This window comes from Polaromonas sp. P4_F9 (assembly GCF_056401235.1).
In genome coordinates this window covers 65568-84604 of record NZ_JBFUJT010000020.1, presented here as the reverse complement: position 1 = coordinate 84604, position 19037 = coordinate 65568, and the positions used below count along the sequence as shown (strand labels likewise).

The 19037-nt window shown below is 62.3% G+C and carries 20 protein-coding genes; 10 read left to right on the top strand and 10 right to left on the bottom strand.

Annotation, left to right across the window (positions count from 1 at the left end; all coding sequences use genetic code 11):
* Positions 1-129: 129 nt before the first annotated feature.
* The 3 genes from AC1DUB_RS18035 to AC1DUB_RS18025 all read left to right on the top strand — a co-directional run bounded on the left by AC1DUB_RS18035 (position 130) and on the right by AC1DUB_RS18025 (position 2788).
* Positions 130-858 (top strand): hypothetical protein, encoded by a 729-nt coding sequence (locus AC1DUB_RS18035; protein WP_477730671.1) that lies wholly within the window; start codon positions 130-132, stop codon positions 856-858.
* Between the two features lie 499 nt (positions 859-1357).
* Entirely contained in the window at positions 1358-2335 is a 978-nt protein-coding gene (locus tag AC1DUB_RS18030) for a GMP reductase (RefSeq protein WP_477718679.1), read from the top strand.
* Positions 2336-2398: 63 nt separating this feature from the next.
* Positions 2399-2788 (top strand): tautomerase family protein, encoded by a 390-nt coding sequence (locus AC1DUB_RS18025; RefSeq protein ID WP_477718678.1) that lies wholly within the window; start codon positions 2399-2401, stop codon positions 2786-2788.
* 29 nt (positions 2789-2817) lie between these two features.
* On the opposite strand, the gene AC1DUB_RS18020 is transcribed toward AC1DUB_RS18025, so the two are convergent.
* Positions 2818-3675 carry an alpha/beta hydrolase gene (locus AC1DUB_RS18020; protein WP_477718677.1) on the bottom strand — a complete coding sequence of 286 codons (858 nt, stop codon included), beginning with the start codon at positions 3673-3675 and terminating at the stop codon, positions 2818-2820.
* A gap of 139 nt (positions 3676-3814) precedes the next feature.
* On the opposite strand from AC1DUB_RS18020, the gene AC1DUB_RS18015 reads away from it, so the two are divergent.
* From AC1DUB_RS18015 to AC1DUB_RS18000, 4 genes are all read left to right on the top strand, one after another.
* Positions 3815-4546, top strand: coding sequence for a GntR family transcriptional regulator (locus AC1DUB_RS18015; RefSeq protein WP_477718676.1), 732 nt, complete (start codon positions 3815-3817; stop codon positions 4544-4546).
* Positions 4543-5424 (top strand): phytanoyl-CoA dioxygenase family protein, encoded by an 882-nt coding sequence (locus AC1DUB_RS18010; RefSeq protein WP_477730670.1) that lies wholly within the window; start codon positions 4543-4545, stop codon positions 5422-5424. The genes AC1DUB_RS18015 and AC1DUB_RS18010 overlap by 4 nt, the downstream gene beginning before the upstream one ends.
* A 103-nt stretch (positions 5425-5527) precedes the next feature.
* A complete protein-coding gene (locus tag AC1DUB_RS18005; protein ID WP_477718674.1) occupies positions 5528-6886 on the top strand; it encodes an NAD(P)H-dependent oxidoreductase in 1359 nt (452 codons plus the stop codon).
* 59 nt (positions 6887-6945) lie between these two features.
* On the top strand, positions 6946-7842 hold the full coding sequence (locus tag AC1DUB_RS18000) for an NAD(P)-dependent oxidoreductase (RefSeq protein ID WP_477718673.1): 897 nt from the start codon (positions 6946-6948) through the stop codon (positions 7840-7842).
* A 3-nt stretch (positions 7843-7845) separates the two neighbouring features.
* Here the strand turns inward: AC1DUB_RS18000 and AC1DUB_RS17995 are convergent, their stop codons facing one another.
* The 3 genes from AC1DUB_RS17995 to orn all read right to left on the bottom strand — a co-directional run bounded on the left by AC1DUB_RS17995 (position 7846) and on the right by orn (position 11876).
* A complete protein-coding gene (locus AC1DUB_RS17995; protein ID WP_477718672.1) occupies positions 7846-8754 on the bottom strand; it encodes a proline dehydrogenase family protein in 909 nt (302 codons plus the stop codon).
* Positions 8755-9065: 311 nt separating this feature from the next.
* Positions 9066-10934, bottom strand: coding sequence for a DEAD/DEAH box helicase (locus tag AC1DUB_RS17990; RefSeq protein ID WP_477718671.1), 1869 nt, complete (start codon positions 10932-10934; stop codon positions 9066-9068).
* A 378-nt stretch (positions 10935-11312) separates the two neighbouring features.
* On the bottom strand, positions 11313-11876 hold the full coding sequence (orn, locus tag AC1DUB_RS17985) for an oligoribonuclease (protein WP_477718670.1): 564 nt from the start codon (positions 11874-11876) through the stop codon (positions 11313-11315).
* A gap of 35 nt (positions 11877-11911) precedes the next feature.
* On the opposite strand from orn, the gene AC1DUB_RS17980 reads away from it, so the two are divergent.
* Genes AC1DUB_RS17980 through rsgA form a run of 3 tightly spaced genes read left to right on the top strand, consistent with a single transcriptional unit; the run spans position 11912 to position 14489 of the window.
* Positions 11912-13201: a M48 family metallopeptidase gene (locus AC1DUB_RS17980; protein ID WP_477718669.1), complete on the top strand. Its 1290-nt coding sequence runs from the start codon at positions 11912-11914 to the stop codon at positions 13199-13201.
* Positions 13198-13518 (top strand): 4a-hydroxytetrahydrobiopterin dehydratase, encoded by a 321-nt coding sequence (locus AC1DUB_RS17975; protein WP_477718668.1) that lies wholly within the window; start codon positions 13198-13200, stop codon positions 13516-13518. The genes AC1DUB_RS17980 and AC1DUB_RS17975 overlap by 4 nt, the downstream gene beginning before the upstream one ends.
* The gene (rsgA, locus tag AC1DUB_RS17970) at positions 13515-14489 is read left to right on the top strand and encodes a ribosome small subunit-dependent GTPase A (RefSeq protein WP_477718667.1); all 975 of its coding nucleotides are present in this window, start codon (positions 13515-13517) and stop codon (positions 14487-14489) included. Before AC1DUB_RS17975 ends, rsgA begins: the two co-directional genes overlap by 4 nt.
* A gap of 78 nt (positions 14490-14567) precedes the next feature.
* Here rsgA and AC1DUB_RS17965 read toward each other — a convergent pair whose 3' ends face one another.
* From AC1DUB_RS17965 to rpsP, 6 genes are all read right to left on the bottom strand, one after another.
* A complete protein-coding gene (locus tag AC1DUB_RS17965) occupies positions 14568-15596 on the bottom strand; it encodes a CobD/CbiB family protein (protein WP_477718666.1) in 1029 nt (342 codons plus the stop codon).
* Between the two features lie 328 nt (positions 15597-15924).
* Positions 15925-16632, bottom strand: a complete 708-nt coding sequence (locus AC1DUB_RS17960; protein WP_477718665.1) for a CoA pyrophosphatase — start codon at positions 16630-16632, stop codon at positions 15925-15927.
* Positions 16633-16797: 165 nt separating this feature from the next.
* Entirely contained in the window at positions 16798-17154 is a 357-nt protein-coding gene (gene rplS, locus AC1DUB_RS17955; protein WP_305635523.1) for a 50S ribosomal protein L19, read from the bottom strand.
* Between the two features lie 130 nt (positions 17155-17284).
* Positions 17285-18064, bottom strand: a complete 780-nt coding sequence (trmD, locus tag AC1DUB_RS17950; protein ID WP_477718664.1) for a tRNA (guanosine(37)-N1)-methyltransferase TrmD — start codon at positions 18062-18064, stop codon at positions 17285-17287.
* 64 nt (positions 18065-18128) lie between these two features.
* Positions 18129-18737: a ribosome maturation factor RimM gene (rimM, locus tag AC1DUB_RS17945; protein WP_477718663.1), complete on the bottom strand. Its 609-nt coding sequence runs from the start codon at positions 18735-18737 to the stop codon at positions 18129-18131.
* A 17-nt stretch (positions 18738-18754) separates the two neighbouring features.
* Positions 18755-19006, bottom strand: coding sequence for a 30S ribosomal protein S16 (gene rpsP / locus AC1DUB_RS17940; protein WP_011482625.1), 252 nt, complete (start codon positions 19004-19006; stop codon positions 18755-18757).
* Between the last annotated feature and the right edge of the window lie 31 nt (positions 19007-19037).

The window sequence follows — 19037 nt, the reverse complement described above, 5'->3', positions numbered from 1 at the left end:
CACTCATCCCGATTGCACCCCAACGCGGCCTCGTTTAGATCGTAAACAGGTTCTAAGAGTCAGGCGCCCCAAACGACATCTGGGAAAATGCCTGTGCTCCTATGGTCCCATGCTGCAGGAACCCCTGAAATGAAACACCTTGTTCTGTTAACCGCTTTGTTCAGTTGCGCCGCGTCCGGTTCCTGGGCCCAATCGTTCTGCGCCAGCGACGGCCAGCCCCGGCCAACTCAACTCATCGAGCGTTTCATCAACGCCGACTGCGACAGTTGCTGGGTAGACCCGACCACGCCGCGGGCCAACGCCGGCCAGATCGCGCTGGACTGGGTCGTCCCAGGCAGCAAAGGCGACGACGCGCCGCTGTCTGCGGTGGCAACGCGCGATGCACTGGCCCGTCTGGAGGCCTCGGGGCAGCCTGTTCCCGCCAAGACCAGCAACCGTACCCATTCCGTCAACCGCCTCACAGGCAGCACACTGCGGGTGGCCCACGGCCTGCCGCTGGCCGACTATCTGGGTGCTTCGATAGAGCTCAAGCCCGCCCCGTCCGCCGCACAGGGGCAACGCTGGACAGCCTGGCTGGCATTGGTTGAAACCCTGCCAGCCGGCACCGAGGGCTCGCCCACCGAGCGGAACCTCGTCAGAAACCTGCTCCAGGTCTCCTGGGATGGTCGAAAGCTGTCAAACACAGAGCAGAACCAGAACCGTTTTTTCGAAGCGCGCTCCATGGCCATTGCACAGGGCGCCAATGCGGGCCGGCTGCGTGTGATTGGCTGGGTTGAGGATGAGAAAAAACGGGTGCGGGCTGCGGCCCAGTCGCGTTGCGAGGCAAGTCCCCCAACGCCCAGCCAGGGCCCGAAATAGCGACCCGAAATAGGAGCCCGGAATAGCGTCCCGGAATGGGACTGCCCATATAAAGGGTATACAGGTCGCGGCATCATCGCCGGACACCCGCGCGCCTAGAATCACTTACCGGGCCCAAGCAATTGCGCCCGGTTTTTTGTTTCTGCGTTCCATGGGGACAATGCGGACAAGGACCGGTCCAGTCCAAGTGCCTGGGGATGCTCTGCCTAACTCCCGCCATGCGCGTTCGAGTCCAAAACGGGATGATTTGCCCACCAAACCGCGCGTCGTGTGCCCGAAGGCACACGCAAGCGGTTTGGTGGGCAAAGCGCCCGTTTTGGGTCGAACCCGAAGGGGCGTGGTTTTGCGGGCGATCCGCCGCGTTGCAAAACCAGGCAAGGCGTCCAGCCTTGCCTTGGGTTTTGCGCCTTGCGGCTCATCCCGCAAAAGCCCCGCCGCGCGCGGCGCGAGTTAGGCAGAGCATCCCTGGTTATCAACAGTCTTCAGGAGCTTGGGAAACATGGAAATTTTCGATTACGACAATGTGCTGCTGCTGCCCCGCAAATGCCGGGTAGAAAGCCGCTCGGAGTGCGATGCCGGTGTGACGCTGGGCGGGCGCACCTTCCGCATCCCGGTGGTGCCGGCCAACATGAAAACGGTGGTCGATGAAAACATCTGCACCTGGATGGCCAAGAACGGCTACTTCTACGTCATGCACCGCTTTGACCTGGACAACCTGCAGTTTGTCAAAGACATGACGGCCAAAGGCGTTTACGCGTCAATCTCGCTGGGGGTTAAAAAGCCCGACTACGACACGGTGGACCAGTTTGTGGCCGAGGGTCTCGCCCCCGAATACATCACGATAGACATTGCCCACGGCCATGCCGACAGCGTGCAGAAAATGATCGGCTACCTCAAGCAAAAGCTGCCCGCATCGTTCGTGATTGCCGGCAACGTGGCCACGCCCGAAGCGGTGATTGACCTGGAAAACTGGGGCGCCGATGCGACCAAGGTGGGCGTTGGCCCCGGCAAGGTTTGCATCACCAAAATGAAAACCGGCTTTGGCACCGGCGGCTGGCAGCTCTCGGCGCTCAAGTGGTGCGCCCGCGTGGCAACCAAGCCCATCATTGCCGACGGCGGCATACGCGAGCATGGCGACATTGCCAAGTCCATCCGTTTTGGCGCGACCATGGTGATGATAGGCTCCCTGCTCGCCGGCCTGGAAGAAAGCCCCGGCAAAACCGTGGAGGTCGATGGCAAGCTCTTCAAGGAGTATTACGGCAGCGCCTCGGACTTCAACAAGGGCGAGTACAAGCACGTCGAAGGCAAACGCATCCTGGAACCCATCAAGGGCACGCTGGCGGACACCCTGCGCGAGATGGAAGAAGACATCCAGAGCTCCATCAGCTATGCCGGGGGCAAGAAACTGATGGACATCCGCAAGGTCAACTACGTGATCCTGGGCGGCGACAACGCAGGCGAACACCTGCTGATGTGAGGCTTTGCCGGTCCAGGCTGCTGCAGGAGTACAGTCATCGCCAAACCATGAAAGCGAGGATCCGTGCCCACTGCAGCCATTGAAATACGTCGAAAATATTCACGCGAAGAAGAAACGGCCCTCATCGATGCCGTGCAGGCCGCGATGATTGCGGTGCTTAAAGTCCCGCACTGGACCACGATGATTCGCCTTTTCGTCCACGAGCCGCACCGCTTTGTCGGGCCTCCAGACAAGGGCGACCAATACACCCTGGTCAGCATCGACTGCTTCATCGGGCGCTCCGTCGAGACCAAACGCGCGCTGTACCAGGCCATCGTGCAAAACCTGGGCCTGTGCGGCGTCCCCGCCGACCACATCAAGGTGGTGGTGCGGGAAGCGCCACGCGAGAACTGGGCGATTCGCGGCGGCATCCCGGCGTCTGACGTCGCACTGGAGTACGACGTCAATATTTAGGGCCTGTTCACCCTATTGAAACATCACACCTAGGCCGTAGCCCGCAACAGATCCAGGGCCAGCTGGTTCAGCCGGTGACCAGGCTGCACCAGGGCCTCGACGATGCTGAAGTGATTCAGCCCCAGCAAGGCTTCGCGCACAGGCACCACCCGGGGGCCCCATGCCTGCTCGATCAGCGCGTTGTGCCGCAGGAATTCTTCGCTCTCGTCGGCCCCGGCCACGGTGTAGAGCACGCCCCGCGCAGGCGGCGGCATCCACGCCGGGCTGGCCTGCAGGACTTGCGCCGGGGTCAAGCGCAGCGCCTCCTGCAGGAACGGCGTATGCATGATGGATTCAAGCTCATAGAGGCCCGAAATCGACAGCGCGTTTTTGACCAGCTCGGCCGGCAGGTCCCCGGCATGGACCGGCCACCGGCAGGCCAGCAGCATGGCGGCCAGATGGCCACCGGCCGAATGCCCCATCACGGTGATGCGCTTCGGGTCGCCACCAAACCGCGCCACGTTGCGGTAAGTCCAGGCCAGCGCCCTGACCATCTGCAACGCGATGTCGGGAATGGTCACGGCCGGGCACAGGTCGTAATTGGGAATCACCACACAGGCGCCCGCCTCCACGAAGGCAGGAGCGACAAAGGAGTGGTCGGCCTTGTCCAGCGACCGCCAGTAACCGCCGTGAATGAACACCACCACCGGCGCCCCGGGCTTCGCAGCCGGAAACACGTCCAGCTTTTCACCGCTGCCCTGGCCGTAGGGGACGTCCAGCGTGCAAGGCAGCGTGCTCCTGGCCTGCGCCGAAGCCTCGGCCCAGTGCGTGAAATGCGCCTCGTGCTCCGCCACGCGCGCCCGGTTGTTGTACATGCTGTCTAGCCACGCAGGGTCAGGTTGGTTCATGGATGCTCCTGAAAATCAAGTCGTCAAAACTGCTCAAACTGCCGCCATCTTGGCACAGTCGCGCACGCCCCTGACCCCACGGGAAAACCCGGAGTAGCTTTTTTGCCATTCGGCGTATTCTGTATACAGAGTACAAAAAATGACTTCCCATCTCATCAAAATCGAATCAACCCCCGACTTGGTGGACCAGGTCTATCGCAGCCTGCTGGACGCCATCAGCGACGGCTCCCTGGCGCCGGGTTCGCGCATCATGCAGGAAGATATTGCGGAGCGGCTGGCGGTGTCGCGCCAGCCGGTCCTGCAGGCCTTGCGGCTGCTGAAAAAAGATGGCTTTGTGCTGGACGCGCCCGGCCGCGGAGTGCTGGTGGCGCCGCTCGACGTGGCCTGGCTGGTGCAGATTTACCAGGTACGCGGCGCTCTGGACGCGCTGGCCGCCCGGCTCGCTGCACGTGCCCGCAGCCCGCTGGATCCGCGTCTGATCAGCCAGGGGCGCGCTGCCGCACGGAGCAACAAGGTCAAGGCCATGATGGCGGCGGACGCGCAGTTTCATGCTGCGATTTATGCCGCATCCGGCAACCCGCTGATCGCCCAGAGCGCGCAGCTGCATTGGCACCACATCCGCCGCGCCATGGGCGCGGTGCTGCAGGTGTCGACCATGCGCGAATCGATCTGGGATGAGCACGAGGCGATTGCCAGGGCGATAGCCAGCGGAGATGAAGACACGGCCGAAACCCTGATCCGCCAGCATGACGAGGACGCCAGCCACAACCTGGCGAGCCTGCTGTCCAGCGCACTCAAGCAGCCTGCCCCTTCCGCGAACATCACAGCCCAGCCCGTTCTGCCCCGCCAAAGCCATGGAGACACACGATGAAACTGACGCCCGAACAACTCGCCCAATTCGACCGCGACGGCTACCTGTTTTTCCCCGGCCTTTTTACGCCGGAAGAAACGCAGGCGCTCAACAACGCCGTGCCCGACCTTTACAGCCGGCGCGAGGACTACAACGTGCGCGAAAAAGGCAAGGACGCGGTGCGCACCAACTTCGCCGCCCACATGTACAGCGAGCCGTTTGCCAAACTGGGCCGGCATCCGCGCATGATCGAGCCGGTGGAAGACCTGCTGGGTGAAAAACTCTACATGCACCAGTTCAAGATCAACGGCAAGATGGCCTTTGAAGGCGATGTCTGGCAGTGGCACCAGGACTACGGCACCTGGCTGAACGACGACATGATGCCGACCGAACGTGCGATGAATGTGGCGATCTTCCTGGACGATGTCACCGAGCACAACGGCCCGCTGATGTTCATTCCCGGCAGCCACAAAAAGGGCGTGGTGGACGCCAGACATGACCTCACCACCACCAGCTACCCGCTGTGGACGGTGGACAACGACCTGATTCGCCAGCTAGTGCAGCGTGCCGGCGGCAAACAGGGTGGCATTGTCAGCCCCAAAGGCCCGGCCGGCTCGATGATCCTGTTCCACTCCTGCCTGGTCCACGCCTCGGGGAGCAACCTGTCGCCCTTCAACCGCGTCAGCGTCTACCTGAGCCTGTGCGCCGTCAGCAACCACATTCGCCGCCACAAGCGCCCCGAGTACATTGCGCACCGCGACTTCACCCCCATCACCTGCCTGCCGGATGACTGCCTGCTGGCTGACTACCCGGTGGACCTGCCCTGGAAAGATGGCGTGCCGGCCACCGCGCTGCAAACGTCGACGGACGAAATCGCCCCTGAACGCAAGGCGGCCTGAGAACTTTCCACCCCCTTTCCGTTCGGGCTGAGCCTGTCGAAGCGCGCTGCGCAAGCGGCACGTCGACAGGCTCGGCAAGAGCGGTTTTCACGAACAAAACACCATGAACCTCTACACCAAACTCCAGCAACGCGCCGCCGACAACCAACCCGTGCGCATCGGCCTGATAGGCGCCGGAAAATTCGGCTCCATGTACCTGGCGCAGATTCCCAGAACCCCCGGCATACACCTCGTCGCCATTGCCGACCTGTCGCCCAACGCGGCCCGCACCAACCTCGCCCGCGTCGGCTGGAAACCCGAAATGAGCCAGGCGGAATCGGCGCAAACGGCGATCAAAACAGGCGCGACCTGGATCACGGACGACTGGCAGGCGGTCGTCATGCATCCGCAAATCGACATCATTGTGGAATGCACCGGCAACCCGGTGGCGGCCGTCGAGCACTGCCTGCAGGCTTTTGCGCATGGCAAGCATGTGGTCAACGTCACGGTGGAGGCCGATGCCTTTTGCGGCCCGCTGCTGGCGCGCAAGGCGGCTGAGGCCGGGGTGGTTTACTCGCTGGCCTTCGGTGACCAGCCGGCCTTGATCTGCGACCTGGTGGACTGGGCCCGCACCTGCGGGTTTCCGGTGGTGGCGGCAGGCCGTGGCCACAAATGGCTGCCGCATTTTTGCGAATCCACGCCCGATACGGTGTGGGGCAACTACGGCCTCACGCCCGAGCAGGCCCTGCGTGGCGGACTGAACCCGAAAATGTTCAACAGCTTCCTCGATGGCTCCAAACCCTCCATCGAATGCACCGCCGTGGCCAACGCTACCGGCCTCACCGTGCCCAGCAACGGCCTGCTCTACCCGCCCGCCAGCATCGAAGACATTCCCTTTGTGACGCGACCTATTCAAGAGGGCGGCGTGCTGGAGCGCAAGGGCATGGTCGAAGTCATCTCCTCGCTGGAAGCCAATGGCCGCAAGATTCCCTACGACATCCGCATGGGGGTCTGGGTCACGGTCGAGGCCGAAACCGACTACATCAAGAACTGCTTTGAAGAGTACAACGCACATACCGATCCGAGCGGCCGCTATTTCACGCTGTACAAGCGCTGGCACCTGATCGGGCTGGAGGTCGGCGTGTCGGTGGCCAGCGTGGCGCTGCGCGGCGAACCGACCGGCGTGGCGACCTGCTGGAACGCCGACGTGGTGGCCACCGCCAAGCGCGACCTCAAACCCGGCGACATGCTGGACGGCGAAGGCGGCTACACGGTCTGGGGCAAGCTGCTGCCGGCCGACACCTCCCTGCAGATGGGTGGCCTGCCCCTGGGCCTGGCGCACCAGGTCAAGGTGGTGCGGGCGGTCAAGAAAGGCCAGAGCCTGAGCTGGGCCGACGTGGCCATGGACACCTCAACACCCGCCTACAAGGTGCGCCATGAGATGGAAACCATGTTCTCGCCGGCCATGAAGAAAGCCGCCTGACAGCCTTCTTGCGCTGCGTGCCGGATGATGGGTACATCCGCCATTAACCAGGAACCTGAATGACCGTTGAAAGCGACCCGCACGCAAAAAAAATCGCCTTTTTGGGCACCGGCAGCATGGGGCTGCCCATGGCCAGGCGTCTGTGTGAAGCCGGCCATGCGCTGCAGGCGTGGAACCGCACCCCCGACAAGGCCGCGTCGCTGGCCGCCCTGGGCGCGACCGTTCACGCCCAGGCCAGTGCGGCAGCGCGCGGGGCCGACATCGTGGTCAGCATGCTGGAAAACGGCGCCGTGGTGCAAGACGTACTGTTCGCGCAAGGCGTTGCAGCAGCGATGAAACCAGGGTCGCTCTTCCTTGACATGGCGTCCATCACGCCCCGTGAAGCACGCGACCACGCCGCGCGGCTGGGCGCCCTGGGCATCGCGCACCTGGATGCGCCGGTGTCCGGAGGCACCGTCGGCGCTGAACAGGGCACGCTGGTCATCATGGCGGGCGGCAAGCCGGCCGACTTCGAGCGCGCCCTGCCCCTGCTCCAGGTGTTTGGCCGCGCCACGCATGTCGGCCCGCACGGCAGCGGGCAACTCACCAAACTGGCCAACCAGATGATTGTCGGCATCACGATTGGCGCGGTGGCCGAAGCCTTGCTGTTCGCCACCAAGGGCGGCGCCGACATGGCCAAGGTCAAGGAAGCCATCACCGGCGGTTTTGCCGACAGCCGCGTGTTGCAGTTGCACGGCCAGCGCATGGTGGAGCGGGACTTCGCGCCACGCGCCCGCTTGTCGATACAGCTCAAGGACATGCGCAATGCGCTGGCAACCGCTCAGGAAATCGGCTTTGATGCGCCCATCACCGGGCTCTTCGAGCAGCTCTACGCCGAGGGTGTGGAACACGGCCTGACAGACCTCGACCAGTCGGGACTCTTTGTGGAACTGGCCAGCCGCAACGGCATGAGCTGAGCTTCAACGGGTCAGCGCGGCCTTCATCAGGTAACCCGCGATCTGCGGATTTTCTTTGATCCGGCGCATGCTGTAGCCGTACCAGTCCTTGCTGTAAGGCACGTAGATGCGCACTGCGTAACCCATGCCGAGCAGCCTGCCCTGCAGGTTTTCGCAGACACCGAGCAGCATCTGGAACTCGAACCGGTCCTTGTCCACACCTTTGCGGCGCGACAGTTCGATCAACTGGTCGATCAACTCTTCGTCGTGCGTCGCGAGGCCGACAAAGGTCGCGCTGTCGAAGCAACGCGCCGCATGGTTCAGGAAATGCGCGTTGATGGCGCGCCGGTCTCGCCATGCCTGGTCGACCAAGTGCTCGCGGCCTTCGACGTAGATCCCCTTGCAGAGGCGCAGATTTTCACGCTCGCCGAGCAGCGGCCCGATGTCGCCGTAAGTACGCTTGAGGTAGGCCTGCAGCACGATGCCGACGCGGTCATGATCGCATTTCAATCGCGCGAGCAGATTGATTTCCTTCTGGGTAATGCTTGCGTCTTCCATGTCGATGCGCACAAAAATCCCGTGCCGCTCGGCCGCCGCAATCAGGCGCCGGAAGTTGCTTTCGCAATGCGCCTCATCGAGCAACAGGCCCAGCGCGGTCGGCTTGACCGAGATATTCGCGCGCAGGCCGTGGTGACCGATTGCGTCGAGCATCTGCAGGTACTGATCGGTCGTGCGGTCGGCCTGCGACAGCGACGAGACCGTCTCACCGAGCACGTCTAGCGTGGCCGAGAAGCCTCGGGCATCGAGCGCGCGAACGCGCGCCAGCGCTTCGGCCGCGGTTTCGCCGGCAATATAACGGCGCGAGACCTTGCGGATCAACGCGCGCGGAACCAGGGAGATGGCCGACGCCATCAGGGTATTGAACAGGGACATGATTTTTTCCGAAAAAAGAATGAAGCGGACGGCGCAAGACATCGGGCGGCGCCGGGCCGCTTCGCGATGAGTGCGTGGTCGAAAGGGAACGCCCGGCCGGGACGATCCGGCAGGCGTTCAGGCAAGGCAGCGGCCGCGCGCTCAGGGCGTGCGACCGTGGCTTGCGTTCAGTGCTTCGAGAGGGGTGGCCAGGCGGCTGCGGTCATCTGTTTTCCGGATGCGCGCCGAAAGGCGCGCGGCCTGCGGATCATATACAAAAAAAGCCCCGGCGACTTGGCGTCGCCGGGGCTTTTATCGAGGCCGGTCCGCGATCAGTCGCGTGCAGGCTTGGAGAACTTGCCAGCCTTCTTGGCAGCATCGCGCGGCACAAACACCTTGCCCGCAGGCTTGGCGAACGCGGGTTTGCGGTTTGCAAAGTCAGGGCGCGGCGCGAAGCCTTCATTGCGGGCGCCGAAGTTGCGATCGTCACGTGGGGCGAAGCCAGCGTTGTTGTTGCCAAAGCTGCGGTCGTCCTGGCGGCGTGGGCCGCGATCATTGAAACTGGTGCGATCGGCATACCCGTTGCCCTGCGGCGCGGGACGCGCCGGGAAGGAGCCGCCGCGGTCATCGCGGTTGCCGCCAAACCCACCACCCGAACCACCGCCAAAGCCGCCTGACGGCTTGCGGCCTGCGTAGCCACCACCGCCGCCGCCGAAGCTGCGGCCGCCGCGATCACCACCGAAATTGCCGCGCGGACGCTCGGACGTCGGCGCGAAACGCTGCTGCGGCTCCAGACCGGCAATGACGCTGGGCTTGAGGTTTTGCTGCGTGTAGTGCTCGATATCCTGAATCTTGCGGCGGTCGCGGAACTCGGCAATCGTGATGGCCTGGCCCGAGCGGCCGGCACGGCCGGTGCGGCCGATGCGGTGCACATAGTCTTCGGCTTTCATCGGCAGGCCGTAGTTGATCACGTGGGTGATGGTGGGCACGTCCAGGCCGCGGGCGGCCACATCGGTAGCGACCAGAACCTGCACGCGGCCGTCACGGAAAGCCATCAGGCGACGGTTGCGCAAACCCTGGCCCAGGGCGCCATGCAGCGCCACGGCGCTGAAGCCGTCCTGCACCAGGTCATTGGCCAGGCCGTCACACTCGACCTGCGTGCTCGCAAACACGATGGCCTGGTTGATTGTGGTGTCGCGCAGCCAATGGTCCAGCAGCTTGCGCTTGTGGGTCATGTTGTCGGCCCACAGCAGGGACTGCGTGATGGACAGGTGTTTTTCGTGCGGGGAATCAATTTCCACGCGCTGCGGCTGGCGCATCACGCGCGTGGCCAGCTGCATGATGCGCGGCGCAAACGTGGCGCTGAACATCATGGTCTGCTTGCGCTCAATGGTGAGCTGGTTGACTTCGGTCAGGTCGTCGGCAAAGCCGAGGTCCAGCATGCGGTCGGCCTCGTCAACCACCAGGAATTGCACCTGGTCGAGCTTGATCTGCATGCTGCGCTGCAGGTCCAGCAGGCGGCCCGGCGTGGCCACCACGAGATTGGCGTTTTGCAGCTTGGCAATCTGCAGCTGGTAAGGAATACCGCCCACCACATTGGCAATGCGCAGGCCGCGGCAATGGCGCACCAGGTCAATCGCGTCGGCGCAAACCTGCTGGGCCAATTCGCGCGTCGGGCACAGAATCAGCGCGCCAGGGGTGGCGGCCTTGAAATTGCGGGCATTGGTCGGGTCTTTGCGCTTGGGCTTTTTCGGAGGAGCTTCGCCTTTGGCGATGGCTTCCGCGCTCAGGCGTTCAAATTCAGCGCGTTCCTGACGCTCGGCTTCTTCCTGCTGCATCAACAGGGTGTGCAGCACGGGCAGCAGGAAAGCGGCGGTCTTGCCGCTGCCGGTCTGGCTGGAAACCAGCAGGTCGGTGAATTTGGCTTTCGGGTCTGTGCCGTCTGCGTCCAGGCCCTGCATGGCCTTGGGGATGGTGGCGAGTTGCACGGCGGTAGGCTGGGTAAAACCCATGTCGGCCACGGCCTGCAGCAGTTCCTGGGCCAGGCCCAGCTTCACGAAACCATTGGGCTGGGGCGCAATGGCGTCCAGCGAGGTGGCGGCGGTGGCAGGCGCATCGGAAAAATCCGGAACGCCCAGGATGTCGGTATCGGTGTTTGCTTCAGGCAAAAAGTCGCCGCGAGCCTCAAAAGAGTCAGTCATGTTTATTCTCAATCATCACCCGTGCGCAACGCTTTGTTAGCGAAGGACAGGAAACTTCACCCCCCGCGATGCGAGAGGATTCGTTCATGGTTAATAAAACACCAACCATCAAACGAATATGCGGTTCAGGCGAATCAGCCCGAAGCGGTGACTCTGTCGGTAGAGTCCAAAAGTGTGAGGTAGATGTACAAATGCAGCGCACCCTGTGCAACTGCAAGCCTTTGATTATAGCTCGGTTTACGGGTTTCTACCAGTCCCCCGGTTCAGCCAAGGCCATTACGGCTTTCCGCGGGAGGCGCTCGCCAGGCTGTTTGCTATTATTTCAGGAGCTACAAACGCCATCAATGCGGGGAAATGGCCAGAACTCGCTTGAGAGCATCACTTCAAAAAATGCTGCCGGTAGTGTTCCAGCTCGTCAATCGATTCATGCACATCGGCCAGCGCGGTATGGCTTTGGCGTTTCTTGAAACTGCTATAGACCTCGGGCCGCCAGCGCTTGGCCAACTCCTTGAACGTGCTGACATCCACGTTGCGGTAGTGCAAAAACGCTTCCAGCTTCGGCATGTACTTGACCAGAAAGCGGCGGTCCTGGCTGATGCTGTTGCCGCACAGGGGAGATCCGCCCTTGGGTACGTACTGGGCCAAAAACGCCAGCAACTGGGCCTCGGCAGCCTCCTCGGTGACCGTGCTGGCCTTGACCTTGTCAATCAACCCACTGCGGCCGTGCGTGCCCTTGTTCCAATTGTCCATCTGGTCCAGCAGCTCATCGGACTGGTGAATGGCCAGCACCGGGCCTTCGATGCGCGGCGTGAGCTGCGGACCAGTCACGACCACGGCAATCTCGATCAGCCGTTCTTTTTCCGGGTCCAGGCCGGTCATTTCGCAGTCAAGCCAGACAAGGTTCTGGTCGGATTTTTTGAGTGTGGATTCAATTTCAGACATCTCCCGATTCTCGCCGATAGCCTAAACTGCGAATCATGACCGACTATTCACTTGTCTTTACCTTGGTGTTTGCCGCCTTGCTGGTGATCGGGTTGCTGGTCAGGTTTTATCTGGCGTCCCGGCAAATACACCATGTGATGCGGCACAGGAGCAGCGTCCCTGCGGCATTTGCGGCCACCATTTCGCTGGAGGCGCACCAGAAGGCAGCCGACTACACCGTCGCCAAAGCGCGCTTCGGCATGCTGGAGACGGCGTTCGCGGCCGCCTTGCTGCTGGGCTGGACGCTGCTGGGCGGCATCGATGCGCTCAATCAGGCGCTGCTCCACTCCGGCCTGGCAGCCTATGGCAGCCTGGTGACCCAGCTTGCACTGCTGGCGGCATTCGGCGTCATCAGCGGCCTGCTCGACTTGCCTTTTACCCTGTACAGCACCTTCAGGATTGAAGAGCGCTTCGGCTTCAACAAAATGACCTTCCGGCTCTGGTTGACCGACCTGGTGAAATCCACGCTGGTCGGCGCCGTCGTCGGCCTGCCGATTGTGGCGCTGATCCTCTGGCTGATGGGCAGCGCCGGCAAATGGTGGTGGCTCTGGGCCTGGGGGGCGTGGATGGGTTTCAACCTGCTGGTTTTAGTGCTCTACCCCACCGTGATCGCACCACTTTTCAACAAATTCAAACCACTCGAAGATGAAGTGCTGAAGGCGCGGGTGACAGCACTGATGCAGCGCTGCGGCTTTGCAGCCAAGGGGCTTTTCGTGATGGATGGCAGCAAACGCTCGGCCCACGCCAACGCCTACTTCACCGGCTTTGGCGCGGCCAAGCGCGTGGTTTTTTACGACACCCTGCTCAAGCAACTGACCCCCGGCGAGGTGGACGCGGTGCTGGCCCACGAACTCGGTCACTTCAAGCACAAACACATCATCAAACGCATCGTTTCGATGTTTGCATTGAGCCTGGTCGGTTTTGCGCTGCTGGGGTGGCTGTCATCCCAGGCCTGGTTTTATACCGGGCTCGGCGTGCGGCCGAGCATGACCGGAGCCAACGACGCGCTGGCCCTGCTGTTGTTCATGCTGGTGGTTCCGCTGTTCAGTTTTTTTATCTCGCCGCTGTTTGCCCAGTTCTCGCGCAAGCATGAGTTCGAGGCCGACGCCTATGCGATCGCACAGACGGATGGCAAGGATCTGCAAAGCGCCCTGCTCAAGCTCTACCAGGACAATGCCAGCACACTGACACCCGACCCGGTGTTTGTGAAGTTTTATTACTCGCACCCGCCCGCCTCCGAGCGGCTGGGACGCATGAACCCTTCAACCCAAAGCGTTGCATCATGAGCCATCCTGTTCATCAAAACCGCCGTGCCCTGAGCGCCACCGAAATCGTCACGCAACTGAGCAAGCTCAATGGCGAGCAGCCACTGGGCTGGCGACTGATCGATGGCGCGCTGGAGAAGACCTTTAGCTTCAAGAATTACTACGAGACCATCGCTTTTGTGAATGCACTGGCCTTCATTGCCAATGCCGAAGACCACCACCCCGACCTGACGGTGAGTTACAGCAAATGCACGGTCCGCTTCAACACGCACGACGTAAACGGCATTTCCGCCAGCGACTTCTTCTGCGCGTCCAAGGTTGACGCCCTGCTCGCTTGAGCAAACCGGCTCGCGCCGGGGCGGCGCCGGTCTCGGGCACCCGGCCGGGTCTGGTGGTGGCCGGGTTTGGCCGCCATGTGCTGGTGGAAACCGAGTCGGGCGACCGTGTGATTTGCCACCCGCGCGGCAAGAAAAGCCAGGCCGTGGTCGGTGACCGCATACGCTGGCTGCCCTCGCAGGATGAAGGCACCATCGAGAAAATCGAGGAGCGCAGCAACCTGTTTTACCGGCAGGACGAGATGCGCACCAAGTCGTTTGCCGCCAACCTGGACCAGGTGCTCATCCTGATCGCGGCTGAGCCCGAATTCTCGGAAAGCCAGCTGACCCGGGCCCTGATCGCGGCTGAAGCCGAGCGCATCACCCCCATCATTGCCTTGAACAAAAGCGACCTGACCGAGCCGTTCCAGCGCGCATGGACCAAACTCGCGCCTTACCGAGCCATGGGCTACCAGATGCTGCCGCTGGCCATCAAGCCCAAGGCCGCCCAGCCCGAGGCCGACACCGACATCGACGGAACGCAGGCCGCCAGGCTCATCGAATTGCTGCAAGGCAAAAAGACGCTGGTGCTCGGGCCCTCCGGGGCCGGGAAAAGCAGCCTCACCAATCTTCTGGTGCCCCAGGCCCGGGTGCTGACGGCCGAGATTTCACAAGCCCTGAACTCCGGCAAGCACACCACCACCAGCACCACGCTGTACTGGGTTGACAGCGCCAAGACCACCGCACTCATCGACTCACCAGGCTTTCAGGAGTTCGGCCTGCACCACATCGACCCGATGCAGCTGGCCGGCTATATGCCCGACCTCAAGGCGCACGCACAGAACTGCAAGTTCTACAACTGCACGCATCTTCATGAGCCCGGCTGCGGCGTGATTTCAGAAGTGAATTTGGCAGATGGCCCCAGCAGCATCAGCGCAAATCGCTATCGTTTGTATAGCGAATTGTTTGCGGAGCTGTCGCAGACCCGTTATTGAACAGCGCCCTCAGGGCACCGACAGAACTTGGCGATCGACCCGAGATCGGATCGCGCTGCAGGGGTCGTTCGGACCCTCTCAGCCCAGCAGGCGCGCCAGCGTCAGCAAGGCGAGCAGCACCATCCACAGCACCACGGAGCGCCACACCAGGCCCACAATGCTGCGCAGGTGCGCCACTTCAGGTTCCCGTCCCGACGTGGTCTCGATGATTCCAGACCCCTCCACCACTTCGGCATCCAGTCCACCGCCCCGGGAGGCCTCGGACGAATAAGCGGTCTTGAGCGCTTCGCCGCCCAGCCGCACATTCACGGCGCCCGACGTGGCGGCAAGAATCAGTCCGTCATTGCGATTCTCGGAGGCTACAGGTGTATTGGCGGGAAAGCGCTGTGTGTAGCTGCGCCAGGCGTCAATGGCATCTTCAAAACTGCCCACCACCGCAAACCCCAGCGAGGTGACGCGGGCCGGCAGAAAATCGATGATGCCCCACGCGCGCGTGGCCGCCTGCTGGAGCGCGGGGCTGGCGCCCTCACCGGCGGCTTCCGCCCGCTTGCTTTTGTAGACCCAGTAACGCGACACAAACTCACTCATGCGGTAAAAAACCGCCCCCGCCGGCCCCAGGCCGAGTGCGGCCAGCACCGAAAACCAGCCCAACACCCCAAACACATGGCGATGGGCGGCGAGCACCGAGTATTCAATGACGTGACGAACGATTTCGCTGCGCGGCAATTCACTGGCATCCACCTGGCGCCACTGCGCGAGCAGCTCGCGCGCCGTGGTCTCATCGCCATCGTCCAGCGCGTCGCGTATGTCGGTGAAATAGTGGCTGAACTGCCTGAAGCCGAGCGTGACATACAAAATCGCCACACTCCACGCAAAGGCCAGCAAGGCGTTGATGCTCCAGAGCAGCCAGTGAACCAGCAGCGTTGCAAGCGCGGGGAACACCACGGCGACCGTCCAGGCAATCCAGCCATGGTGTGGTTTGCCGGCATCCAGGCTGCGGTTGGCCCAGCGCGCCCATCCCCGAAATCCGGCATGAACCCAGTTGCCGCGGGCCAGGGGCCGGGCCTGTTCGATGATGAGTGCAAACAAAACGGCAAAAAAGCTCATGCGGAATCATACTGCCCCCACGGTGAGGCGAGCCCCCACGCTTTTCACTTCGTGTAATGCGCTGCCCCCCCGAGGGGGCCGCCCGCCTGCAGTCCGGCAAAGCCGGTCCTGCGGCTCATGCTGGGTTTAAGAGTTCAGTGGGCGTAACCCAGCGGAAGGGTATTTCAGGGTGCCGCGGAACCGGCTTTGCCGGGCCGCAGGCACCGCCCCCTAGAGGGGGGAACGGACTACACGAAGTGAGTCCGGACGGGGGTGGGGCTGTTTCTCCTCCCCCTTGAGGGGGAACAGGCTACACGCAGTGAGCCTGGACGGGGGTGGGCTTATAAACTCAGGCGCTTAGAAAGCGGTAAAGATTGCGCAGCATACCGGCCGTGGCGCCCCAGATGTAGCGCTCCCGTGATTCGCCGCCGTCAGCCTCGTCCAACGGCTCGGTGTAGGGCATCGAGAGCCATTGCCGGAGCATGCCGTCAAATTCGAATTCATGGCGGCGGTGGTGGGCAGGGTTCATCAGGTAGCCCAGCGGCACCTCAAAAACATCAGCCACCTCGCCGGGGTTGGGCTGCAACGCAAACCCCGGCCTCACCAGCGCCACCACCGGCGTGATGATGAACGCGGTTCCCGTCACGTAGGTGGGCAAGGTACCCAGCACTTCCACATGGTTGCGCGGCAGGCCAATTTCCTCGTGGGCTTCACGCAGGGCAGTGTCCACCGCATCCTGGTCGGACTCGTCCGTGCGGCCGCCCGGAAACGCGATCTGGCCGGAATGTGTGGAGAGATTGGTCGCCCGCTCGGTCAACAGCAAGGTGAGCTCGTCCCGCATCACCAGGGGCAACAGCACCGCCGCAAGCGCCGGCTCGCGGTCGGCAAATTTCTTTTCGACACTGTGCTCCGGGGTCCAGACCGGCGGATGCCGAAAGCGCTCGCGCAGGGCCGGCGGCGTCAGGCGCTCCAGCGGCACACCCGCAAGATGGTCATCAACGCCCTGCACCGGGATGCTGCGGGGGTCAAATTTCGGCAAGGGCTTGCTGAACTTCATGGGAGCGCATCGGCTGAGGTTGAGGGACTGTTGATGAGGCGATCACGGGAGCTGGCAAGACATAAAAAAAGCCGCTCTCGGAGCGGCTTTTTCAAGGGAATTTTCAGGTTGCCTTTGAGGCCGCCCCGCGCCGGGTTGAGCTGCAAGCACAACCCGACCGGTTGATCAGGCGCCGAGTTTTTCCTTGATACGTGCAGACTTTCCGCTGCGGCTACGCAGGTAGTACAGCTTGGCACGACGCACATCACCGCGGCGTTTGACTTCAATCTTCGCGATCAGCGGGCTATAGACCTGAAAGGTACGCTCAACGCCTTCGCCGTTCGACACTTTGCGAACGATGAAGCTCGAATTGAGGCCGCGATTGCGCTTGGCAATCACCACACCTTCAAAAGCCTGCACACGCTTGCGGGTGCCTTCAACCACATTCACGCTCACGATGACGGTGTCGCCAGGAGCGTAAGCGGGAATGGTTTTGTTCAGGCGGGAAATTTCTTCCTGCTCGAGGGTTTGAATCAGATTCATGATTTTTCCATCTAACTTCTTCGTTCATTCACGCGCTACGCTAAAGACCGCAAATCCAAGGATTCATCCGCAGATGATTCAGATGGTTGCAGTGGCCGCCAGAGGATCGAAAAGCCTTTGATTATAGCAGCTAGGCATCTTTTTCAGGATTTTCGAACAAATCAGCCAGAAAAGCTTCGTCGCGAGCGGTCAAATGGCCGGCCACCCGCGCCTTTTGCACCAGTTCGGGACGCTGGCGCTGGGTAAGCGCCAGCCGCTCCTCACGCCGCCAGCGCTCGATCTGGGCATGGTTGCCGGACAACAGGATGGGCGGCACGGGCTGGCCGCGCCAGGATTCCGGCCGGGTGTAATGCGGGCAATCCAGCAAGCCGTCCAGCGCCGGATTGAAGCTGTCCAGTTGGTGGCTGCCTTCGTCGTTCAGCACGCCGGGCTGCAAACGCGCCACGGCGTCCAGCAGGGCCATGGCGGCGATCTCACCGCCGGACAACACGAAATCGCCCAGGCTGATCTGCCGATCGATATGGGTTTCAATGAACCGCTGGTCCAGGCCCTCATAGCGGCCGCAAACCAGCACGGCACCGCTGCTGGCTGACCAGGTTTCGACGCCCGCATGGTTCAGCGCCTCGCCTATGGGGGAGAACAGCACGGTGGGCACATCTGCCACGCCGCCAGCGGTACGCTCGGCACGTATTTGTTCGAGGCAGAGCGTGAGCGGCTCGGCCATCATCACCATGCCGGGGCCGCCGCCAAACGGCCGGTCGTCCACACGGCGGTAGCTGCCCTCGGCAAAATCGCGGGGATTCCAGAGCTTGACCTCGACCAGGCCCGTTTCGTAGGCACGGCGGGTGACGCCACTGACCAGAAATGGCGCAAAAAGCTCGGGAAACAGGGTGATGACGTCAAAGCGCATGGAAAGGCTATTTTGCGCGCACCGGCCGACTCAGGGCAATCCACCCCGAGAGCCTGCACCGGCGTCAATAGTCGGGCTGCCAGTCAACCGTGATGCATTTGCCCGCAATATCGACCGTGTCGATATAGGCGGAGACAAAGGGAATCATGCGTTCGGCGGTTACAGACGTGCCGTCTTCCTGCTGCGCCGTGTACTCCACGCACAGCACCGAATGGGGACCGGTCGCCATCAGGTCGCGCACCTGCCCCAAGGTCACACCTTCGCGGTTGACCACATTCAGGCCGATCAGGTCGACCCAGTAATACTCGTCTTTGGAGGCAGCCGGGAAACTGCTGCGCGGCAGAAAAATGCGGGCGCCCCGCAAGGCCTCTGCGGCATTGCGGTCGTCCAGGCCGCTGATTTTGGCGACGACAGTGTCGGAGTGGATTTTGGCTTCGTCCACGCTGAGCAAAACGGTTCCGGAGAACGCGTTGAAGCCCGGGCGGAATTTGGCCTCCGGTGCCTGGAGAAACCAGGATTTGGCCGAAAAAAGGGCCTCCGGATCGGTGCTGTGCGGCAGGATTTTCACCCAGCCCTTGACACCCCAGGCGTCCAGGATGCGCCCGACCTCAATGGCGTCGTCCGGAAGGCTTGACGGCGTCAAGCCTGCAGACGGCTCACGGCCGGGCAACATCAAGACGTCTGAAAAGATCAGGCAGCCTTGGCGGCGCCCTGCTTGACCAGACGCTCAACGGTAGGCGACGGCTGAGCGCCGACACCGAGCCAGTGGGTCAGACGGTCTTGCGCAATGCGCAAACCTTCTTCACCGCCTTTGGCGATCGGGTTGTAAAAACCGATGCGCTCGATAAAGCGGCCATCGCGGCGAACGCGTTTGTCAGCCACAACAATATTGAAAAAAGGACGGTGTTTGGAACCGCCGCGTGCAAGTCGAATGACGACCATGATTTATCCTTCGGGTGGTGGGATGTGACGG